This window comes from Streptomyces roseochromogenus subsp. oscitans DS 12.976 (assembly GCF_000497445.1).
Classification (GTDB): domain Bacteria; phylum Actinomycetota; class Actinomycetes; order Streptomycetales; family Streptomycetaceae; genus Streptomyces; species Streptomyces oscitans.
In genome coordinates, this window is sequence record NZ_CM002285.1 from 2162608 (window position 1) to 2177353 (window position 14746).

The 14746-nt window shown below is 69.2% G+C and carries 13 protein-coding genes and 1 pseudogene; 7 read left to right on the plus strand and 7 right to left on the minus strand.

The features are described from left to right. Positions 1-89: 89 nt before the first annotated feature. On the minus strand, positions 90-2807 hold the full coding sequence (gene acnA, locus M878_RS59330) for an aconitate hydratase AcnA (protein ID WP_023545974.1): 2718 nt from the start codon (positions 2805-2807) through the stop codon (positions 90-92). A 269-nt stretch (positions 2808-3076) separates the two neighbouring features. On the opposite strand from acnA, the gene M878_RS59335 reads away from it, so the two are divergent. From M878_RS59335 to M878_RS59360, 7 genes are all read left to right on the plus strand, one after another. Continuing rightward, positions 3077-3304, plus strand: a complete 228-nt coding sequence (locus tag M878_RS59335; protein ID WP_023545975.1) for a hypothetical protein — start codon at positions 3077-3079, stop codon at positions 3302-3304. 341 nt (positions 3305-3645) lie between these two features. Beyond that, positions 3646-4281: a hypothetical protein gene (locus M878_RS59340; protein WP_158692675.1), complete on the plus strand. Its 636-nt coding sequence runs from the start codon at positions 3646-3648 to the stop codon at positions 4279-4281. A 224-nt stretch (positions 4282-4505) separates the two neighbouring features. Next, on the plus strand, positions 4506-5552 hold the full coding sequence (locus M878_RS59345; protein WP_023545977.1) for a PLAT/LH2 domain-containing protein: 1047 nt from the start codon (positions 4506-4508) through the stop codon (positions 5550-5552). 326 nt (positions 5553-5878) lie between these two features. Continuing rightward, positions 5879-7408, plus strand: a complete 1530-nt coding sequence (locus M878_RS59350; protein WP_023545978.1) for a helix-turn-helix domain-containing protein — start codon at positions 5879-5881, stop codon at positions 7406-7408. A 111-nt stretch (positions 7409-7519) separates the two neighbouring features. Next, entirely contained in the window at positions 7520-7822 is a 303-nt protein-coding gene (locus M878_RS59355) for a putative quinol monooxygenase (protein ID WP_023545979.1), read from the plus strand. A gap of 188 nt (positions 7823-8010) precedes the next feature. Then, positions 8011-8187 carry a cold-shock protein gene (locus M878_RS98285; RefSeq protein WP_023545980.1) on the plus strand — a complete coding sequence of 59 codons (177 nt, stop codon included), beginning with the start codon at positions 8011-8013 and terminating at the stop codon, positions 8185-8187. A 30-nt stretch (positions 8188-8217) separates the two neighbouring features. Beyond that, the gene (locus M878_RS59360; protein ID WP_031224617.1) at positions 8218-9102 is read left to right on the plus strand and encodes a phytoene/squalene synthase family protein; all 885 of its coding nucleotides are present in this window, start codon (positions 8218-8220) and stop codon (positions 9100-9102) included. Here M878_RS59360 and M878_RS59365 read toward each other — a convergent pair. From M878_RS59365 to M878_RS59390, 6 genes and pseudogenes are all read right to left on the minus strand, one after another. Then, positions 9076-10203 carry an MFS transporter gene (locus M878_RS59365; RefSeq protein ID WP_023545982.1) on the minus strand — a complete coding sequence of 376 codons (1128 nt, stop codon included), beginning with the start codon at positions 10201-10203 and terminating at the stop codon, positions 9076-9078. The two genes, M878_RS59360 and M878_RS59365, sit on opposite strands and share 27 nt — an antisense overlap. After that, positions 10203-10706 carry a GNAT family N-acetyltransferase gene (locus M878_RS59370; protein ID WP_023545983.1) on the minus strand — a complete coding sequence of 168 codons (504 nt, stop codon included), beginning with the start codon at positions 10704-10706 and terminating at the stop codon, positions 10203-10205. Before M878_RS59370 ends, M878_RS59365 begins: the two co-directional genes overlap by 1 nt. Before the next feature lies 1 nt (position 10707). Then, complete coding sequence (locus M878_RS59375) at positions 10708-11976, minus strand: type III PLP-dependent enzyme (protein WP_031224618.1); 1269 nt, start codon at positions 11974-11976, stop codon at positions 10708-10710. After that, the gene (locus tag M878_RS59380; protein WP_023545985.1) at positions 11973-13262 is read right to left on the minus strand and encodes a DUF6271 family protein; all 1290 of its coding nucleotides are present in this window, start codon (positions 13260-13262) and stop codon (positions 11973-11975) included. Before M878_RS59380 ends, M878_RS59375 begins: the two co-directional genes overlap by 4 nt. Then, positions 13259-14293: a phytanoyl-CoA dioxygenase family protein gene (locus M878_RS59385; protein WP_023545986.1), complete on the minus strand. Its 1035-nt coding sequence runs from the start codon at positions 14291-14293 to the stop codon at positions 13259-13261. The genes M878_RS59380 and M878_RS59385 overlap by 4 nt, the downstream gene beginning before the upstream one ends. 95 nt (positions 14294-14388) lie before the next feature. Beyond that, positions 14389-14746 (minus strand): annotated as a pseudogene (locus M878_RS59390) (glycoside hydrolase family 3 protein); the annotation flags it as partial.

Consider the following 14746-nt stretch of genomic DNA (forward strand, 5'->3'; position numbering starts at 1 on the left):
CAGGGCGATGACCTGGGCGCGGAGTCGCGGTACGGCAAAGGGCCGCACCCCCGGCACAGGGATGCGGCCCTCAGGACCAGCTCTGCAGGTTACTTGCGGATCAGGTTCCGCAGCACGTACTGCATGATGCCGCCGTTGCGGTAGTAGTCGGCCTCACCGGGGGTGTCGATGCGGACGACCGCGTCGAACTCGACACCGGTGTCGGTGCTGACCTTGACCGTGCGCGGCGTGGTGCCCTCGTTCAGCTCGGTCACGCCCGAGAAGGAGAAGGTCTCCTCACCGGTCAGGCCGAGGGACGCGGCGGAGGCGCCCTCCGGGAACTGCAGCGGCAGGACGCCCATGCCGATGAGGTTCGAGCGGTGGATGCGCTCGTACGACTCGGCGATGACGGCCTTCACGCCCAGGAGCGCGGTGCCCTTGGCGGCCCAGTCGCGGGACGAGCCGGAGCCGTACTCCTTGCCGGCCAGGACGACCAGCGGGGTGCCGGCGGCCTGGTAGTTCTGCGAGGCGTCGTAGATGAAGGAGACCGGGCCGCCCTCCTGCGTGAAGTCGCGCGTGTAGCCGCCCTCGGTGCCCGGCGCGATCTGGTTGCGCAGACGGATGTTGGCGAACGTACCGCGGATCATGACCTCGTGGTTGCCTCGGCGGGAGCCGTAGCTGTTGAAGTCGCGGCGCTCCACACCGTGCTCGGTGAGGTACTGGCCGGCCGGCGTGTCGGCCTTGATCGCGCCGGCCGGGGAGATGTGGTCGGTGGTGACCGAGTCGCCCAGCTTGGCGAGGACGCGGGCGCCGGCGATGTCGGTGACCGGGGCCGGCTCCATGCCCATGCCCTCGAAGTACGGGGGCTTGCGGACGTAGGTGGACTCGGCGTCCCACTCGAAGGTGTTGCCGGTCGGGACCGGGAGCGACTGCCACTGGGCGTCGCCCGCGAAGACGTCGGCGTAGGACTTCTCGAACATGTCCTCGCCGATGGCGTTGGCGACGACGTCGTTGACCTCGGCCTCGGTCGGCCAGATGTCCTTCAGGTAGACCGGGTTGCCGTCCTGGTCGGTGCCCAGGGCGTCACGGGTGATGTCCACCTTCATGGAGCCCGCGATGGCGTACGCGACGACCAGCGGCGGGGACGCCAGGTAGTTCATCTTGACGTCGGGGTTGATCCGGCCCTCGAAGTTGCGGTTGCCGGACAGGACCGAGGTGACCGCGAGGTCGTGGTCGTTGACGGCCTTGGAGACCTCCTCCGGCAGCGGACCGGAGTTGCCGATGCAGGTGGTGCAGCCGTAGCCGACGAGGTTGAAGCCCAGCTTGTCCAGGTACGGGGTGAGGCCGGCCTTCTCGAAGTAGTCGGTGACGACCTTCGAACCCGGGGCGAGGGTGGACTTGACCCACGGCTTGCGGGTCAGGCCCTTCTCGACCGCCTTCTTGGCGACCAGGGCGGCGCCGATCATGACGTACGGGTTGGACGTGTTGGTGCAGGAGGTGATGGCCGCGACCGTCACCGCACCGTGGTCCAGCTCGTAGGTCGTGCCGTCGGGGGCGGTGACCGGAACCGGGTTGGACGGGAAGCCGTTGGGGTGGACGGCCGGGGCGTCGGAGGCCGGGAAGGACTCCTTGCCCGCCTCGTCTGCGTCGTCCACGTAGTTGCGGACGTCCAGCTTGAACTGCTCGGCGGCGTTGGCGAGGACGATGCGGTCCTGCGGGCGCTTCGGCCCGGCGATGGACGGCACGACCGTGGACAGGTCCAGTTCGAGCTTCTCGGAGAAGTCCGGCTCGGCCTTCGGGTCCAGCCAGAGGCCCTGCTGCTTGGCGTAGGTCTCGACGAGCGCGACCTGCTGCTCGGAGCGGCCGGTCAGGCGCAGGTAGTTCAGGGTCTCGTCGTCGATCGGGAAGATCGCGGCGGTGGAGCCGAACTCCGGCGACATGTTGCCGATGGTGGCGCGGTTGGCGAGGCTCGTGGCCGCCACACCCTCGCCGTAGAACTCCACGAACTTGCCGACCACACCGTGCTTGCGGAGCATCTCGGTGATGGTGAGCACGAGGTCGGTGGCGGTGGTGCCGGGCTGCAGCTCACCGGTGAGCTTGAAGCCGACGACGCGCGGGATGAGCATGGAGACCGGCTGGCCGAGCATGGCGGCCTCGGCCTCGATGCCGCCGACGCCCCAGCCGAGGACGCCGAGGCCGTTGACCATGGTGGTGTGCGAGTCGGTGCCGACGAGGGTGTCGGGGTAGGCCTTGCCGTCGCGGACCATGACGACGCGGGCCAGGTGCTCGATGTTCACCTGGTGGACGATGCCGGTGCCCGGCGGGACGACCTTGAACTCGTCGAAGGCGGTCTGGCCCCAGCGCAGGAACTGGTAGCGCTCCTTGTTACGGCCGTACTCCAGCTCGACGTTCTGCTTGAAGGCGTCGTTCGTGCCGAACTTGTCGGCGATGACGGAGTGGTCGATGACCAGCTCGGCCGGCGCCAGCGGGTTGATCTTGGCGGGATCACCGCCGAGCTCCTTCACGGCCTCACGCATCGTGGCGAGGTCCACGACACAGGGCACGCCGGTGAAGTCCTGCATGATCACGCGGGCCGGCGTGAACTGGATCTCCTGGCTGGGCTGGGCCTGGGAGTCCCAGTTGCCGAGGGCACGGATGTGGTCGGCGGTGATGTTCGCGCCGTCCTCCGTGCGGAGCAGGTTCTCCAGCAGGACCTTGAGGCTGTACGGCAGGCGGGCCGAGCCCTCCACCTTGTCCAGCCGGAAGATCTCGTACGACTCGTCGCCCACCTGCAGCGTGCTGCGGGCGTCGAAGCTGTTCGCCGACACGACAGTCTCCTTCATTGATGTGCGCGTACCACCGTCAATCGTGCCGCCACGCCGGTCTGGCCAATCCGCTAAGGTAAGGCTAAGTTAGGTAACCCTTAGTGGGTGACGGCTGCGGTGCGCCTAGGCAGATATCTCGATGTCGAGATAACTCTAGTACATGGGCGCGGAATGGTCATGCACGGGCGGGGTTGATCTCTCGCGGCGAAGGTTGAGCACGCGGGTTCCGTTGGAACAAGGGCGACCGCAGCTTCCCGGGCTGGTACTACGCGGTGACCACCGGCGGGCACGTGGGCCACGAGTCGTGGCTGGAGCGGGACCGCACCTCCCAGCCGTTGTGGCTGCACTGGCGCGAGGGGAGCAAGCGGCGGCGGCACGCGCCTGACTACGCCGCCCTCAGCGGACGCTCGACGGAGGTCCTGGCAAAAACCCTTGTGAATGCCGGCCCAGCCGCCGAGCCGCCCCCTCCGACCTCCGCCTTCAACACCACCCAGCGCTGAATGACAACGGCCACAACATCACGTCGACTGGACGTCGATGTCGGCCTTTCTTCTTACCTCGTTCGCAGACAAGAGAGTCAGCGCTGGACACGAGAGCAACTCCCTGACCTCGTAACGAAGCTGGCAGACGCAGCGTTCCGCTGGGAACTCGTCGGCAGACCGTCACGCAAGATCGAGGCTAGGACGAATCCAGGACGGCCCAAGGACACGTTTTCGTAGCCTCCGTGTTGTTCAGCCCGTTCCGGCGCGATGGGCTACCGGCCACGTTTGTTGGCGCTCCAGAAGCACCGCGCAGTCAATGCCGTTGCGCACGCACCGGCAACACGAGACGAGGGGAAACCGTGTCTGCACTGCCTAGAGCACGCAAGTTCCGCCGCACCATCGCCATGACCACCGCCGTGCTCGCTCTCGCCGGCGGAACCGCATTCGGCGCCGCCACCACGGCGACCGCCGCTGACGCCGCGCCCGCAACCATCAGCGTCACCAGCGGCGCGGCTCACCCCGCGCAGCACCACATTCCGCGCACGAGCACGGCGACACCGAGCGTGACCACCACGTGCAACCCGCGGGTCTGGATCGGGGACCAGGCACCGTACGGCTGGCAGGGTTGGATCACCGCCGGATGGGTCCAGCAGTACTGGAACCAGTGCACCGATCATGTGGGCGTCTACTGGTGGTGGAACCAGGACTTCATCAACCGGGTCGGCGGAACGGCGACCATCAAGGTCAGCTCCCCCTACGGGCCGCTCCTGGCATCTGGCATCGTCAACACGAGCTACACCCAGTGGTACTTCGAGGCGACGCAGTGGACCCACGGCACGCCGAGCCCCGACGCCTGGCGTGCAGGTGCGGAGGTCAACTCCAGCGGCTGCACCGAGTGGGCCACGCTGCACTGGTACGGCGGCCAGGACTGGGATGGCGACCGTGGCGGCTGCAACGACCCGTACGCCCCGTACCCGGATGGAACCCAGCCGTGATCCGGCCGTCGTCGGGCTACCGCCCAACCGGCTGACCTAGCCTGAGGGCCTTTCCGGCCGCCGGTGCAGATGTCGCAATCCACACCTGGCCAGAAGGCTCTCGCACAGACGGGCACCCAGGGTGGTCGGCTTCACTCGAATGGCCTAGTGCGCGTGCCAGGGGGCGAGCGCACGCCCACAGTGGTCACCGAGAGTTCACCGATCACGTGATCGAAGGGGTCCACATGACCAAGACGATCAAGCGTGGGAAAGGCTCCGAAGCGTGCCCCCGTGGCTACTACGCGCTGTACGACCACCCCAACTGCAACAACTCCGTCCCGGGCAGGGTCCTGGTCGCCGACGAGTCGGTCGGAAACTTCAGGGACGCCGGGGACTCCAGCTTCAACGACTCGGTGACCTGTGTGGTGAACAAGACCACCCGGACGCTGGAGCTCTATGAGCACGAGAAGAGCGGCGGTGAGCGCGTTGATATACCACCCGGCGGCCCGTACGACCTGCGCTACATCAAGAACGCCAACGGCAAGAGCCTGAGCGACCTCGTCTCCTCGACGCGCTTGGGTGACCCGCCGTCGCCCGGACTGATCGAGGGCTTCCGCCGACTCGGATACCAAGTGGCGGGCGGCAAGGTCGACAAGGACACCGGTACAGGCCAGGGCTCCTCCGGTCCGCTCGGCCGCGTCGCCGACCTCGGCTTCGTGGCGACCGGCGGCAAGATGGCCGGCAAGGACACACAATCCGAGCAAGTGGCCGCCGCGGAGAAAAAGGCTGCCCAGAAGGCCGCAGCGACGCCACTGGTGTTCGGCGTGAGCATCAAAACCGCCAAAGAGGACTGGGCCGGTACCGACGACGACGTGCTCTGCCGGTTCCAACGCGCCGACCGCAAGTCGGAGTGGGTCAAGCTGGACTCCGCAGCAAACGATTTCGAGGCCGGTTCTTGGAGGACCTACCAGGTCTCCATGCCAGGCGATTTCGGCACCCCCCAGCGCATCGCGCTCAAGACGAGCGGTGACGACAAGTGGCTCCTCGAGTGGGTCGTCGTGACCCTCCCCGACCAGACGTATCTGCACGCCCCCTACCTCAACGACACGTATATATGGATCAGCCAAGGCACACCCAAGGTGGGCGAAGCAGGTAGCTGGCCGTGGAGGCATGAGGCCGACTTGTACCTCGGCCCCGGGGACAAGGCAGTCAAAGGCGAGAAGAACCCAGACGCGGAAAACGCACCAGAGACATGGGGGGAAAGCATGATGAAACGGGTGAGGGGAAAGTAGCCCCGGCTGCGGCACTGCCCGGTTGCCACCCCGTGTGGCAACCGGGCAGTGTCCGGTCGCAACGAAGCGAGTCGCCACCGCTCCGTCCCGGTGAACCCGGTTAACATGCACGGCTGTTACGCACGCCATCCATGACCCGCGCCGACCGGGCCGGGTCCGCATCGCTCCGCGACTGGCATGCATACCTGATTTCGGGCGATATTGGCGGATTTGACAGAATCTTTCGGGTGAAGTCGGACGTAAAACGCCAGACGTCACCGACGTCACGTCACTCGAATGGACCCCCCTGACGGGTGTCATCTCATATCTGAGATAGCCTCAGCCTCATGGCAGACGACTACCTCGTACGCATCGGCAAGCTCATCCGTGACGCCCGGCAACACAGAGGCTGGACACAGACGCAGCTCGCGGAGGCGCTCGGCACCAGTCAGAGCGCGGTGAACCGCATCGAGCGTGGGAACCAGAACATCAGCCTTGAGATGATCGCCCGGATCGGTGAAGCCCTGGACAGCGAGATCGTGTCGCTGGGGTACGCAGGGCCGATGCATCTGCGAGTCGTCGGCGGTCGCCGGCTGTCCGGCGCCATCGACGTCAAGACGAGCAAGAACGCCTGTGTGGCGCTGCTGTGCGCGTCCCTGCTCAACAAGGGCCGCACCGTGCTGCGCCGGGTGGCCCGCATCGAGGAGGTGTACCGCCTGCTGGAGGTGCTGAACTCCATCGGCGTGCGCACCCGCTGGATCAACGACGGCGTCGATCTGGAGCTGGTGCCGCCGGCCGAGCTGGAGATGGCGGCGATCGACGCGGACGCCGCCGTACGCACGCGGTCCATCATCATGTTCTTCGGTCCGCTGCTGCACCGCATGGACCACTTCAAGCTGCCGTACGCCGGTGGCTGCGACCTCGGCACCCGGACCATCGAGCCGCACATGATCGCGCTGCGCCGGTTCGGCCTGGACATCGCGGCCACCGAGGGCCAGTACCACGCCCAGGTCGACCGCACGGTCCGGCCCGACCGCCCGATCGTGCTGACCGAGCGCGGCGACACCGTGACCGAGAACGCTCTGCTGGCCGCCGCCCGGTACGACGGCGTCACGGTCATCCGCAACGCCTCCTCCAACTACATGGTCCAGGACCTGTGCTTCTTCCTGGAGGCGCTCGGCGTCAAGGTCGAGGGCATCGGCACCACCACGCTCACCGTGCACGGCGTGCCGAACATCGACGTCGACGTGGACTACTCCCCCTCCGAGGACCCGGTCGAGGCGATGAGCCTCTTGGCCGCCGCCGTGGTGACCGAGTCGGAGCTGACGGTGCGCCGGGTGCCGATCGAGTTCCTGGAGATCGAGCTGGCGGTCCTGGAGGAGATGGGCCTCGACCACGACCGAAGCCCCGAGTACTGCGCGGACAACGGCCGTACGCGCCTGGTGGACCTCACGGTCCGCCCCTCCAAGCTCGAAGCCCCCATCGACAAGATCCACCCCATGCCCTTCCCGGGCCTGAACATCGACAACGTACCGTTCTTCGCGGCCATCGCGGCGGTCGCGCAGGGCAAGACCCTGATCCACGACTGGGTCTACGACAACCGGGCGATCTACCTCACGGACCTCAACCGCCTCGGCGGCCGGCTCCAGCTCCTGGACCCGCATCGCGTCCTGGTCGAGGGCCCGACGCGCTGGCGCGCCGCCGAGATGATGTGCCCGCCGGCCCTGCGCCCCGCCGTGGTCGTCCTGCTGGCGATGATGGCGGCCGAGGGCACGTCGGTGCTGCGCAACGTGTATGTCATCAACCGGGGTTACGAGGATCTTGCCGAGCGCCTGAATTCGATCGGAGCGCAGATCGAGACCTTCCGGGACATCTAGGAGCCCGGACCGCCCGACAGCGAGAACCCCGCCCCGGAATTGCCGGAGCGGGGTTTGTCCATGCCTCGGAAATGTCCTGCTGAAGCCGAGCGGGCTCGTTACGGTGCCCGCATGTCAGAGCAGATACGACTTGTCATCCTGATCACCACCCTCCCCGGCCGGGGTCACGAGCAGATCGCCGCCTTCGAACGCCTCGCCCCGACCGTCCGCGCCGAAGAGGGGTGCCTGCGCTACGACCTGCACCAGGTGGCCGGCGACCCGGACCGGTTCGTCCTGATCGAACAGTGGGCCGGCCGGCAAGCCCTCGATGCCCATGACGCCGCCCCCCACATGGTCGAAGCCGACGCCGCCAACAAGGCGTTCCGCGCCGGGCCGGCCGAGGTGATCCGTCTGGCGGCTGACCCCGTGGCTTGATGTGCCCCGTCGGGGTCCTGCGGCCGTGGGCGGAGCAGGGCCGTGTCCCGTTCGACGGTAGGCGGTTGACATTCAGTCAAACAGTGGCCGACGCGCCGTATGCCTCTTCCGCCGCCGGACACGGCGGGTGATGCTCTGCTCACCGGGGGACATCAGGAGCTTACGACCGAGCCACGGAGGACTGGACGATGCCGCTCGGAAGGATCGCCGTGTACAACGACGCGGACGGCGTGGGCATCATCACCGGTGAGGACGGCGAGCTGCGCCCGTTCTCCGGCATGGAGACGCAGACCACGCGCGAGGGGCAGCGGGTGCTTTTCGACGTCGTCGGCAAGAAGGCCACGAATGTGATCGCCATTCGGTGACGCGTGCCGGGCCGGCCCTACGATCGGCTCATGCGAGGGTGGAAGAAGAGCCTGGACGCGGCCGGCGTCCGGGAACCAGGACTGCGTGCGGACTACGACCGGCAGCGGCAGCTGGTGCGGAGATTCCGGCGCACCGCTTACCTGGCCGCCAGGCTGCTGCTGCCGGGGCCGTTGCTGCCGCACGTGGTGGCCATGACCGCCGTGATGCACCACGGGGACAACGTCCTGGACACCGGGCCGCTGCCACAGCGCGAGGCGGCCTGGGCCGACTGGGAGCAGCGGGTGCAGGAGGCGTTGAAGACCGGGACGAGTGACACCCCGCTGCTGCGTGCGCTCGTGCACACCGTGTCCGCCCGGCCTCGGCTGCGCGAGACCGTGGAGACCTATCTGGAGACCGCCACGGCCGAACTGCGCTTCGCCGGCTTCGCCACCGAGGCCGACTATCAGGCCTATGTGGACGCCTACTCGTTCCCCGCCTTCATGCTGGTCGCGGACCTGCTCGGGCCGGATGACGACGACCGGGGGTACCGGGCCGCGTGCCGGACCTTCATCGACGGCAGCCAGCGGCTCGACTTCGTCAACGACCTCGCCGAGGACCTGCGGGAGGGTCGCGTGGGCATCCCGGCGGCCACCCTGGAACGCTTCTCGCTCGGCGCGGCCGAGCTGGCGGCGGGCCGCTCCGGCGGCTTGGACGCGCTGGTGGCGGACCAAGTCGCCGTCGCCCGCGCCTCCTTGACGGCCGCCCGGGAGCTGCCCACGCTGATCCCGGCTCCCGGACGGCGGCTCGTGCGTGCGCTGGTCGAGATCGAACTGCTCACCGCGGACGCGGTACGGGCGCGCGGCGCCGGGGTGCTGCGCGGTTCCGTGAGCCCGCCGCCGGTCCGGGCCCTACGCGTTCTCGTGCGCCGGAACTGAAGCCCCGGGGGCGGCGGATACGGAGACGCGGCCGGCCCAGGGGATCCAGAACGCCGTCACCGTGACGATCAGGGCCGATACGGCAACCGTGGTCATGCCCAGGGTCAGGTTCGTCGCGCCCGCCACGAAGCCGATCAGGGCGGGGCCCGCCAGGAGGCCCGTGGTGCCCATCGCGGCGACCAGCGCCAGGGCGTCGGAGCCGTGGCCTGCGGCCACGACGTAGACGCACGGGGTGATGGCGGCCGCGCCGAGGCCGACGCAGGCGCTGCCGGCCCGGACCACCCGGCCGTCGCCGAAGCGGGTGCGCCAGCGGTCCGCGCGCAGGCGGGCCAGCAGCATCATCACGGAGACGACCGCGATGCCCAGCGGCGCCACCGTCGCGGACGCCTTGACCTCGTCCTTCAGGTAGAGCGTCGACCAGTCGTTCATGGCGCCCTCGGTGATCGTGCCGAAGGCCATGGCGCAGCCCATCAGGAGGGTCGTCCAGGAGGGGAGGGTCCAACGGCCCATGCGGCGAGGCTCGTTGGGTCTGTCCGGTTCCGTGTGGGTCAGCAGGGCGGGGCGGGCGCACACGAGCAGGAGCAGCAACAGAGCGCCGGCCAGGGCGAAATGGCCCGGGAGGGAGGTGGTCAGCGTCGTCACACCTGAGCTGAGCAGGGCCGCGGCGAGCAGGCCCGCGCTGAACGTGGCGTGCAGCTGGGACATGGCGGTGCGGTCGTACGTCTGCTCCAGCGCGGCTCCCTGGGCGTTCATGGCCACGTTCAGGCAGCCGACCGCGACCCCGTCCACGCACACGGCCAGCAGCGCCAGCGGGTAGTCGGGTACGGCGGACAGGGCCGCCAGTACGGCGATCAGGCACCCGGCCGAGGCCAGGGACAGCCGACGGGAGCCGAGGCGGCGCATCAGGACGGCGACCAGCGGGAAGGAGGCCGCCGCGCCGGCCCCGCAGGCCATCAGCAGCAGGCCCACCTCCCCGGCTCCCAGGTCCAGCCGGGTCTTGAGCGCGGGGAGTCGGGATACCCAGGTGCCGTACTGGAAGCCGAGGAAGCAGAAGAGCGCGGCGATCGACCACTTGGCGCGCCGGAAGGAGGGCGTGGCCATCAGCTCGCCTCCCGCAGTGCGACCAGCCGCGCCGACATGTACACCGCGCCGCTGCCGTAACCGGCCGGCAGGCGCGCCTCATGATGCGGCCGGTAGCCGTTGGCCCGCCAGAACGGTTCCTTGCCGGCGACCGCGATCAGCGACATGGTCTCGAAGCCGCGGGTTCGGGCCGCGTCTGTGAGGTGGCGGACCAGCCGGGTGCCCAGCCCTCTGCGCCGTAGAGGAGTGGTGATGACGAGGTCGTGCAGATGGAGGTTGGCGGAGTGGTGGACCGTCTGCTCGGCCCGGATCAGGTCGGGGTAGTGGAACCTCGGGTAGGGCAGCGCCAGTACATAGCCCGCGATCCGGCCGTCGCGGTCCAGGACGAAGCAGGTTCCCGCCGCGGCCCGGGAGCGCAGCGCGGCCTCGCCCTCGGTGAGCGAGGTGTCCGCGTACGCCTCGGCCTCCAGGGCCGCGACCTGGGGCCAGTCGGCCTCGGTGACTGCCCGTATGAGGTCTCGCATGTCAGTGCTGTCCTTCCTGGCCGCGTACGCAGACGCACGGCAGCGGGCGGATGCCGTTGAAGCCCTGGGTCATGTAGCTGGTGGCGTAGGCGCCGGCGGAGAGGATCCAGACCGGGTCGCCGGAGGTGAGGGACGCGGGGACGCGCACCGGGTGCCGGCCGTCGCCGTAGGCGTCGTCGCTGTCGCAGGTGGGGCCGGCGACGATCGCGGAGACGTACTCCTGTGCTCCGAGGTGGTCCGGGAAGACCATCCGGTGCGTCAACTGGTCCATTTCGTAGAGGCCGTTGAACTTGCCGCAGCTCAGGTAGAGCCAGTGGGCCTCGGTTCCGTCCGGCTGCCGGCGCCGGGTCAGCCGGGAGACATGGGCGCGTACGGCGCCGTGGTCGGCGACCAGATGGCGGCCGGGTTCCATGACGAAGGCGAGCGGGGTGGAGGTGAGGGCGCGCAGGTGGTCCATGCCCTCGCGGAGCACGGTGAAGATCTTGTCGAGGGGCGGGTCGAGGGGGTTGCCGAGCCGGTCCTGGTAGCCGAGCGCGGGCAGGCCGCCGCCGAGGTTGACGTGGTCGGGTACGATCCCCCGCCCGGCCAGCGCCGTCAGGGTCTCGGCGAGGGTGTCGAGGGCCTGCTGCCAGCCCTCCGCGGTCATCTGCTGGGAGCCGACGTGCACGGACAGGCCGGCCGGGGTGAGACCGGCCGCGCGGGCCGTGGCCAGCACACGGACGGCGTCGCCGGGAGCACAGCCGAACTTCCGGTTCAGGCCCCACAGCGCGCCGTCACCTCCGGTGGCCAGGCGGCAGAACACCCGTGCCCTTGGGGCGTGTGCGGCGATGGCGGAGACGTCCTCGACGCTGTCGGTGGCGAAGGTGCGGACACCTAGGCGGTGGGCTGCGGCGATGTCCTGGTCGGACTTGACTGTGTTGCCGTAGTGGATGCGGGGTGGCTGCGCGCCGGCGTTGAGGGCTTGGGTGATTTCGGCGGGGCTGGCGGCGTCGAAGCCGGCGCCGCGGGCGGCGAGGGTGTGCAGGACCTCGTCGACGGGGCAGGCCTTGAGGGCGAAGCGGATGCGGGTTTCGGGCAACTCACTCAGCATCGCGTCGTATTGGTGCTCTATGCCGGTGAGGTCGTAGATGATGCGGTCGGTGTCGCCCGAGGCGAGTGCAGTGGTGAGAGCTCCGCTGAGTGGTCGGGTGAGGGTTCGCAGTGGCTGGTCGCGCCCACGCGGCGGTAGCCGCACATCAGACACAGCCCCGCGCCCCTTGGGGGCGCTCATGTGCGGGCCGCCTCTATGAGTGCCGGCCAGGCCTGGGCCAGGTACGCGTAGTCCTCGATGTCCGCTTCGACCTCGTCCAGTAACCGATTGCGTTCCTCGGCCAGTCGGTCGGCGAACGTGGCGTATCGGCCGCCCAGCTTGCGGTACGCCATATCCACCCGGTCCAGCCGCCAGATGTTCTCCGTGCGGTCCAGGTCTTTGCTCTCCCGCAGGAGCTCCACGATCCGGTCGGCCCGCACCCGATGCCGCTCGTCCAGCAATCCGGCGCCTTCCGCCTCCATCCGGTCGTAGACGTCGTGGAAGTAGAGCATCGACAGCAGGAACTTCACGAACCGGCGTTGATAGGCCGGGAATCCCGTGTCGGTACGGCGTTCGGGGGTGTGGAAGTTCGCGATGTGGCGGTTGTGGAGGATGCCGGGGAGGCGGGCGTCGTGGATCAGATGGAGGAGGAAGTAGTCGCTGCCGATGGTGTCGGTGGCGGGTGGCAGTGGGATCCGCTCGTACACCGTGCGGTCGAAGGCGATGTTGCACATGTCGACGCGCATGGGGTCGACCAGGGTGAGGGTGGAGTGGTCGCCGGTGAAGGGTGCCGTGCCCGCGCCGGTGAAGGACTCCTCGACCAGGTCCCGTTTGAGGTCCTCCGGCCAGTCGGCGGGTGCCCAGAGACTGACCACGTCGTAGTACACGTCCTCGTCCAGCCGTCGTATCTCCCCTATGTCCACGGAGAGTTCGCCGATGAAGGAGGCTCCGGCGAGGGAGACCGGGCGGTGCAGCAGCTCCGGGGTAAGGTCGGTGCGGGTGACCCCGCCGGCCGCCTCGGTGGCGGGGCGGCCGAGGTACGGCAGCTCGTGGTGGACCGGGAACACCAGTTGCCCGGCGTGGAGTTGGTAGGTGCTGTCGGAGTCCCGGCGGTGCAGCGAGGCGCAGCCGAGGGCGGCGGCCAGCAGGAAGGCGCGGTTGGTGCAGGCGCCGTAGGAGACGGCGGGTGGGAGCATCAGGTGGAGCAGCCGGTCGGGGTCGGGCAGGCCCGCGCGCTCGATCGTCCGGAGCAGGAAGATGCGCTGGGCGTACTCGTCGAGGTGGTGGACGGTCACGTGCGGGACCGGTCGCAGGGCGGCGACGGTCCGGGCGTGTTCGGCGCGGGTGCGGGCCTCGGAGGAGTCGAGGATCAGGAGCTGGACGTCGGCGCCGAAGCGGTCGGTGGCATAGGCGGCCTCGGTGTGGAGGGCGGCGATGGCGGCGGAGCAGGCCCGGTTGGTGGGCAGGCAGAGGCAGACGCGGTTCACTGTGCCTCTTCCGTGGCGGCGGCCCAGGAGTCCAGTCCGAGCAGTCTCCGGCCCAGCGGGGTGAGCGTGGCCGGGCCGTAGCGGTCGGCCTCGGGCTCGCGGGCGTCGCCGAGCAGGGTGGCGTTCCACTCGGGGGTGGCGAGGGTGCGCCAGGAGTCGACGCGGGAGTCGCGCAGGGTGGTGTGCTCCTCCAGGGCGGGCATCATCGACAGGTACTGGACGGCTCGGACACCGTTGTCAGAGAGGTTCGGTGCGACGCCGTGCGCCAGCAGCCCGTTGAAGATGAGCAGGTCGCCGGCCTGGAGGTCGGGGCGGATCACCGGGAATTCGGCGCGGTCGGTGCCGGGCCGGACGGGATCACGGCCGGGCGGCTGGACCACGCGCCACTCCTCGAAGCGGCGGAAGAGCTCGGGGGCGCACTGGAAGCCGCCGAGTTCGGGCCGGGTGTCGCCCAGGGCGATGATGCCCTGGACGCGCTGCGGGAGGACGGCGAGGGTGGTGTCGACGTCCCAGTGCAGTTCTATGTCGAAGCCGTCGTCGGTGGGTGCGATCAGGGAGCGGGAACGGGTACGTATGTTGGGCGGGTTGAGGTTGAGCCGGTCCAGGGTGACCCACAGCTCTTCGCAGTCCCAGACGTCCACGAAGGCGTCGTAGACCCGCTGGGTCTGGCGGCTGTCCCAGAGGAGCTGGTGGTGGTAGGCCTCGACGAAGCCGTAGATGAACAGGTGCTGGTCCAGTTCGGAGCGGAACTCCGGCTCGGCGTACCAGGTTTCGGGGCAATCGGGGTCGAGGCCCTGGAACTGCCAGGCGAAGTCGAGGAGTTGCTTGGCCTCGCCGGGGGTGATGGCCTCACGGACGACGACGTAGCCGTACGTCTGCCAGAAGGCGAAGTCCGCCTCGGACAGCACCCGCAGGGGGCGGGACTTCGCGAGGTCGCGCAGGGGGGCCGGGGCGAGGTAGGTCTCGCCGTCGGCGCTGAAGTAGGGGCGTGTGGAGGCGGCTCGGTGGAGGAAGGGGTGGGGCGTTTGCATGCGATTCCTCTGGAACACAAGTGCGGTTGGGATCCGGGAAAAGAGCAAGGTCGAGTGGGCCGCCCGCGCCGGCGGGCGGCCGATGGGCCCGTGGGTCAGCCCGCTACGACGGCCTCGGCGGCCGCCACCGAGCAGACTCGGGCGGCGCCGTAGGTGGCGATGTGCAGGGCGCCGCGCGGGGCGGCCTGCGGCAGGCCCATCTCCACGACGACGGTGTCGGGGCGGGCGGTGAGCAGGGTGTCGAGGGCGGCACCCATCCAGGGGTGCCGGTGCTCGTCGCGGACCACGGCGACGATCCGCCGGCCCCGCAAGGCGGCGAGGGCCGCTTCACCGGCTCCCTCGCCGGAGAAGGAGGCGGATTCGGTGCCGGGCAGCAGCCGCTCCAGCTCGGCGGCGATGCCCCACGGGGTCTGGTCGCCGACGGCGATGTTGCGCTCCGGCTCGAACTGGGCG

What these genes read in the sequence shown, in the direction of transcription:
- M878_RS59365 (WP_023545982.1), bottom strand. Translation starts at nt 10,203, where the DNA reads ATGGCCACGCCCTCCTTCCGGCGCGCCAAGTGGTCGATCGCCGCGCTC.
- M878_RS59385 (WP_023545986.1), bottom strand. Translation starts at nt 14,293, where the DNA reads ATGCAAACGCCCCACCCCTTCCTCCACCGAGCCGCCTCCACACGCCCC.
- M878_RS59350 (WP_023545978.1), top strand. Translation starts at nt 5,879, where the DNA reads ATGGCAGACGACTACCTCGTACGCATCGGCAAGCTCATCCGTGACGCC.
- M878_RS98285 (WP_023545980.1), top strand. Translation starts at nt 8,011, where the DNA reads ATGCCGCTCGGAAGGATCGCCGTGTACAACGACGCGGACGGCGTGGGC.
- M878_RS59345 (WP_023545977.1), top strand. Translation starts at nt 4,506, where the DNA reads ATGACCAAGACGATCAAGCGTGGGAAAGGCTCCGAAGCGTGCCCCCGT.
- M878_RS59375 (WP_031224618.1), bottom strand. Translation starts at nt 11,976, where the DNA reads ATGAGCGCCCCCAAGGGGCGCGGGGCTGTGTCTGATGTGCGGCTACCG.
- M878_RS59355 (WP_023545979.1), top strand. Translation starts at nt 7,520, where the DNA reads ATGTCAGAGCAGATACGACTTGTCATCCTGATCACCACCCTCCCCGGC.
- M878_RS59370 (WP_023545983.1), bottom strand. Translation starts at nt 10,706, where the DNA reads ATGCGAGACCTCATACGGGCAGTCACCGAGGCCGACTGGCCCCAGGTC.
- M878_RS59360 (WP_031224617.1), top strand. Translation starts at nt 8,218, where the DNA reads ATGCGAGGGTGGAAGAAGAGCCTGGACGCGGCCGGCGTCCGGGAACCA.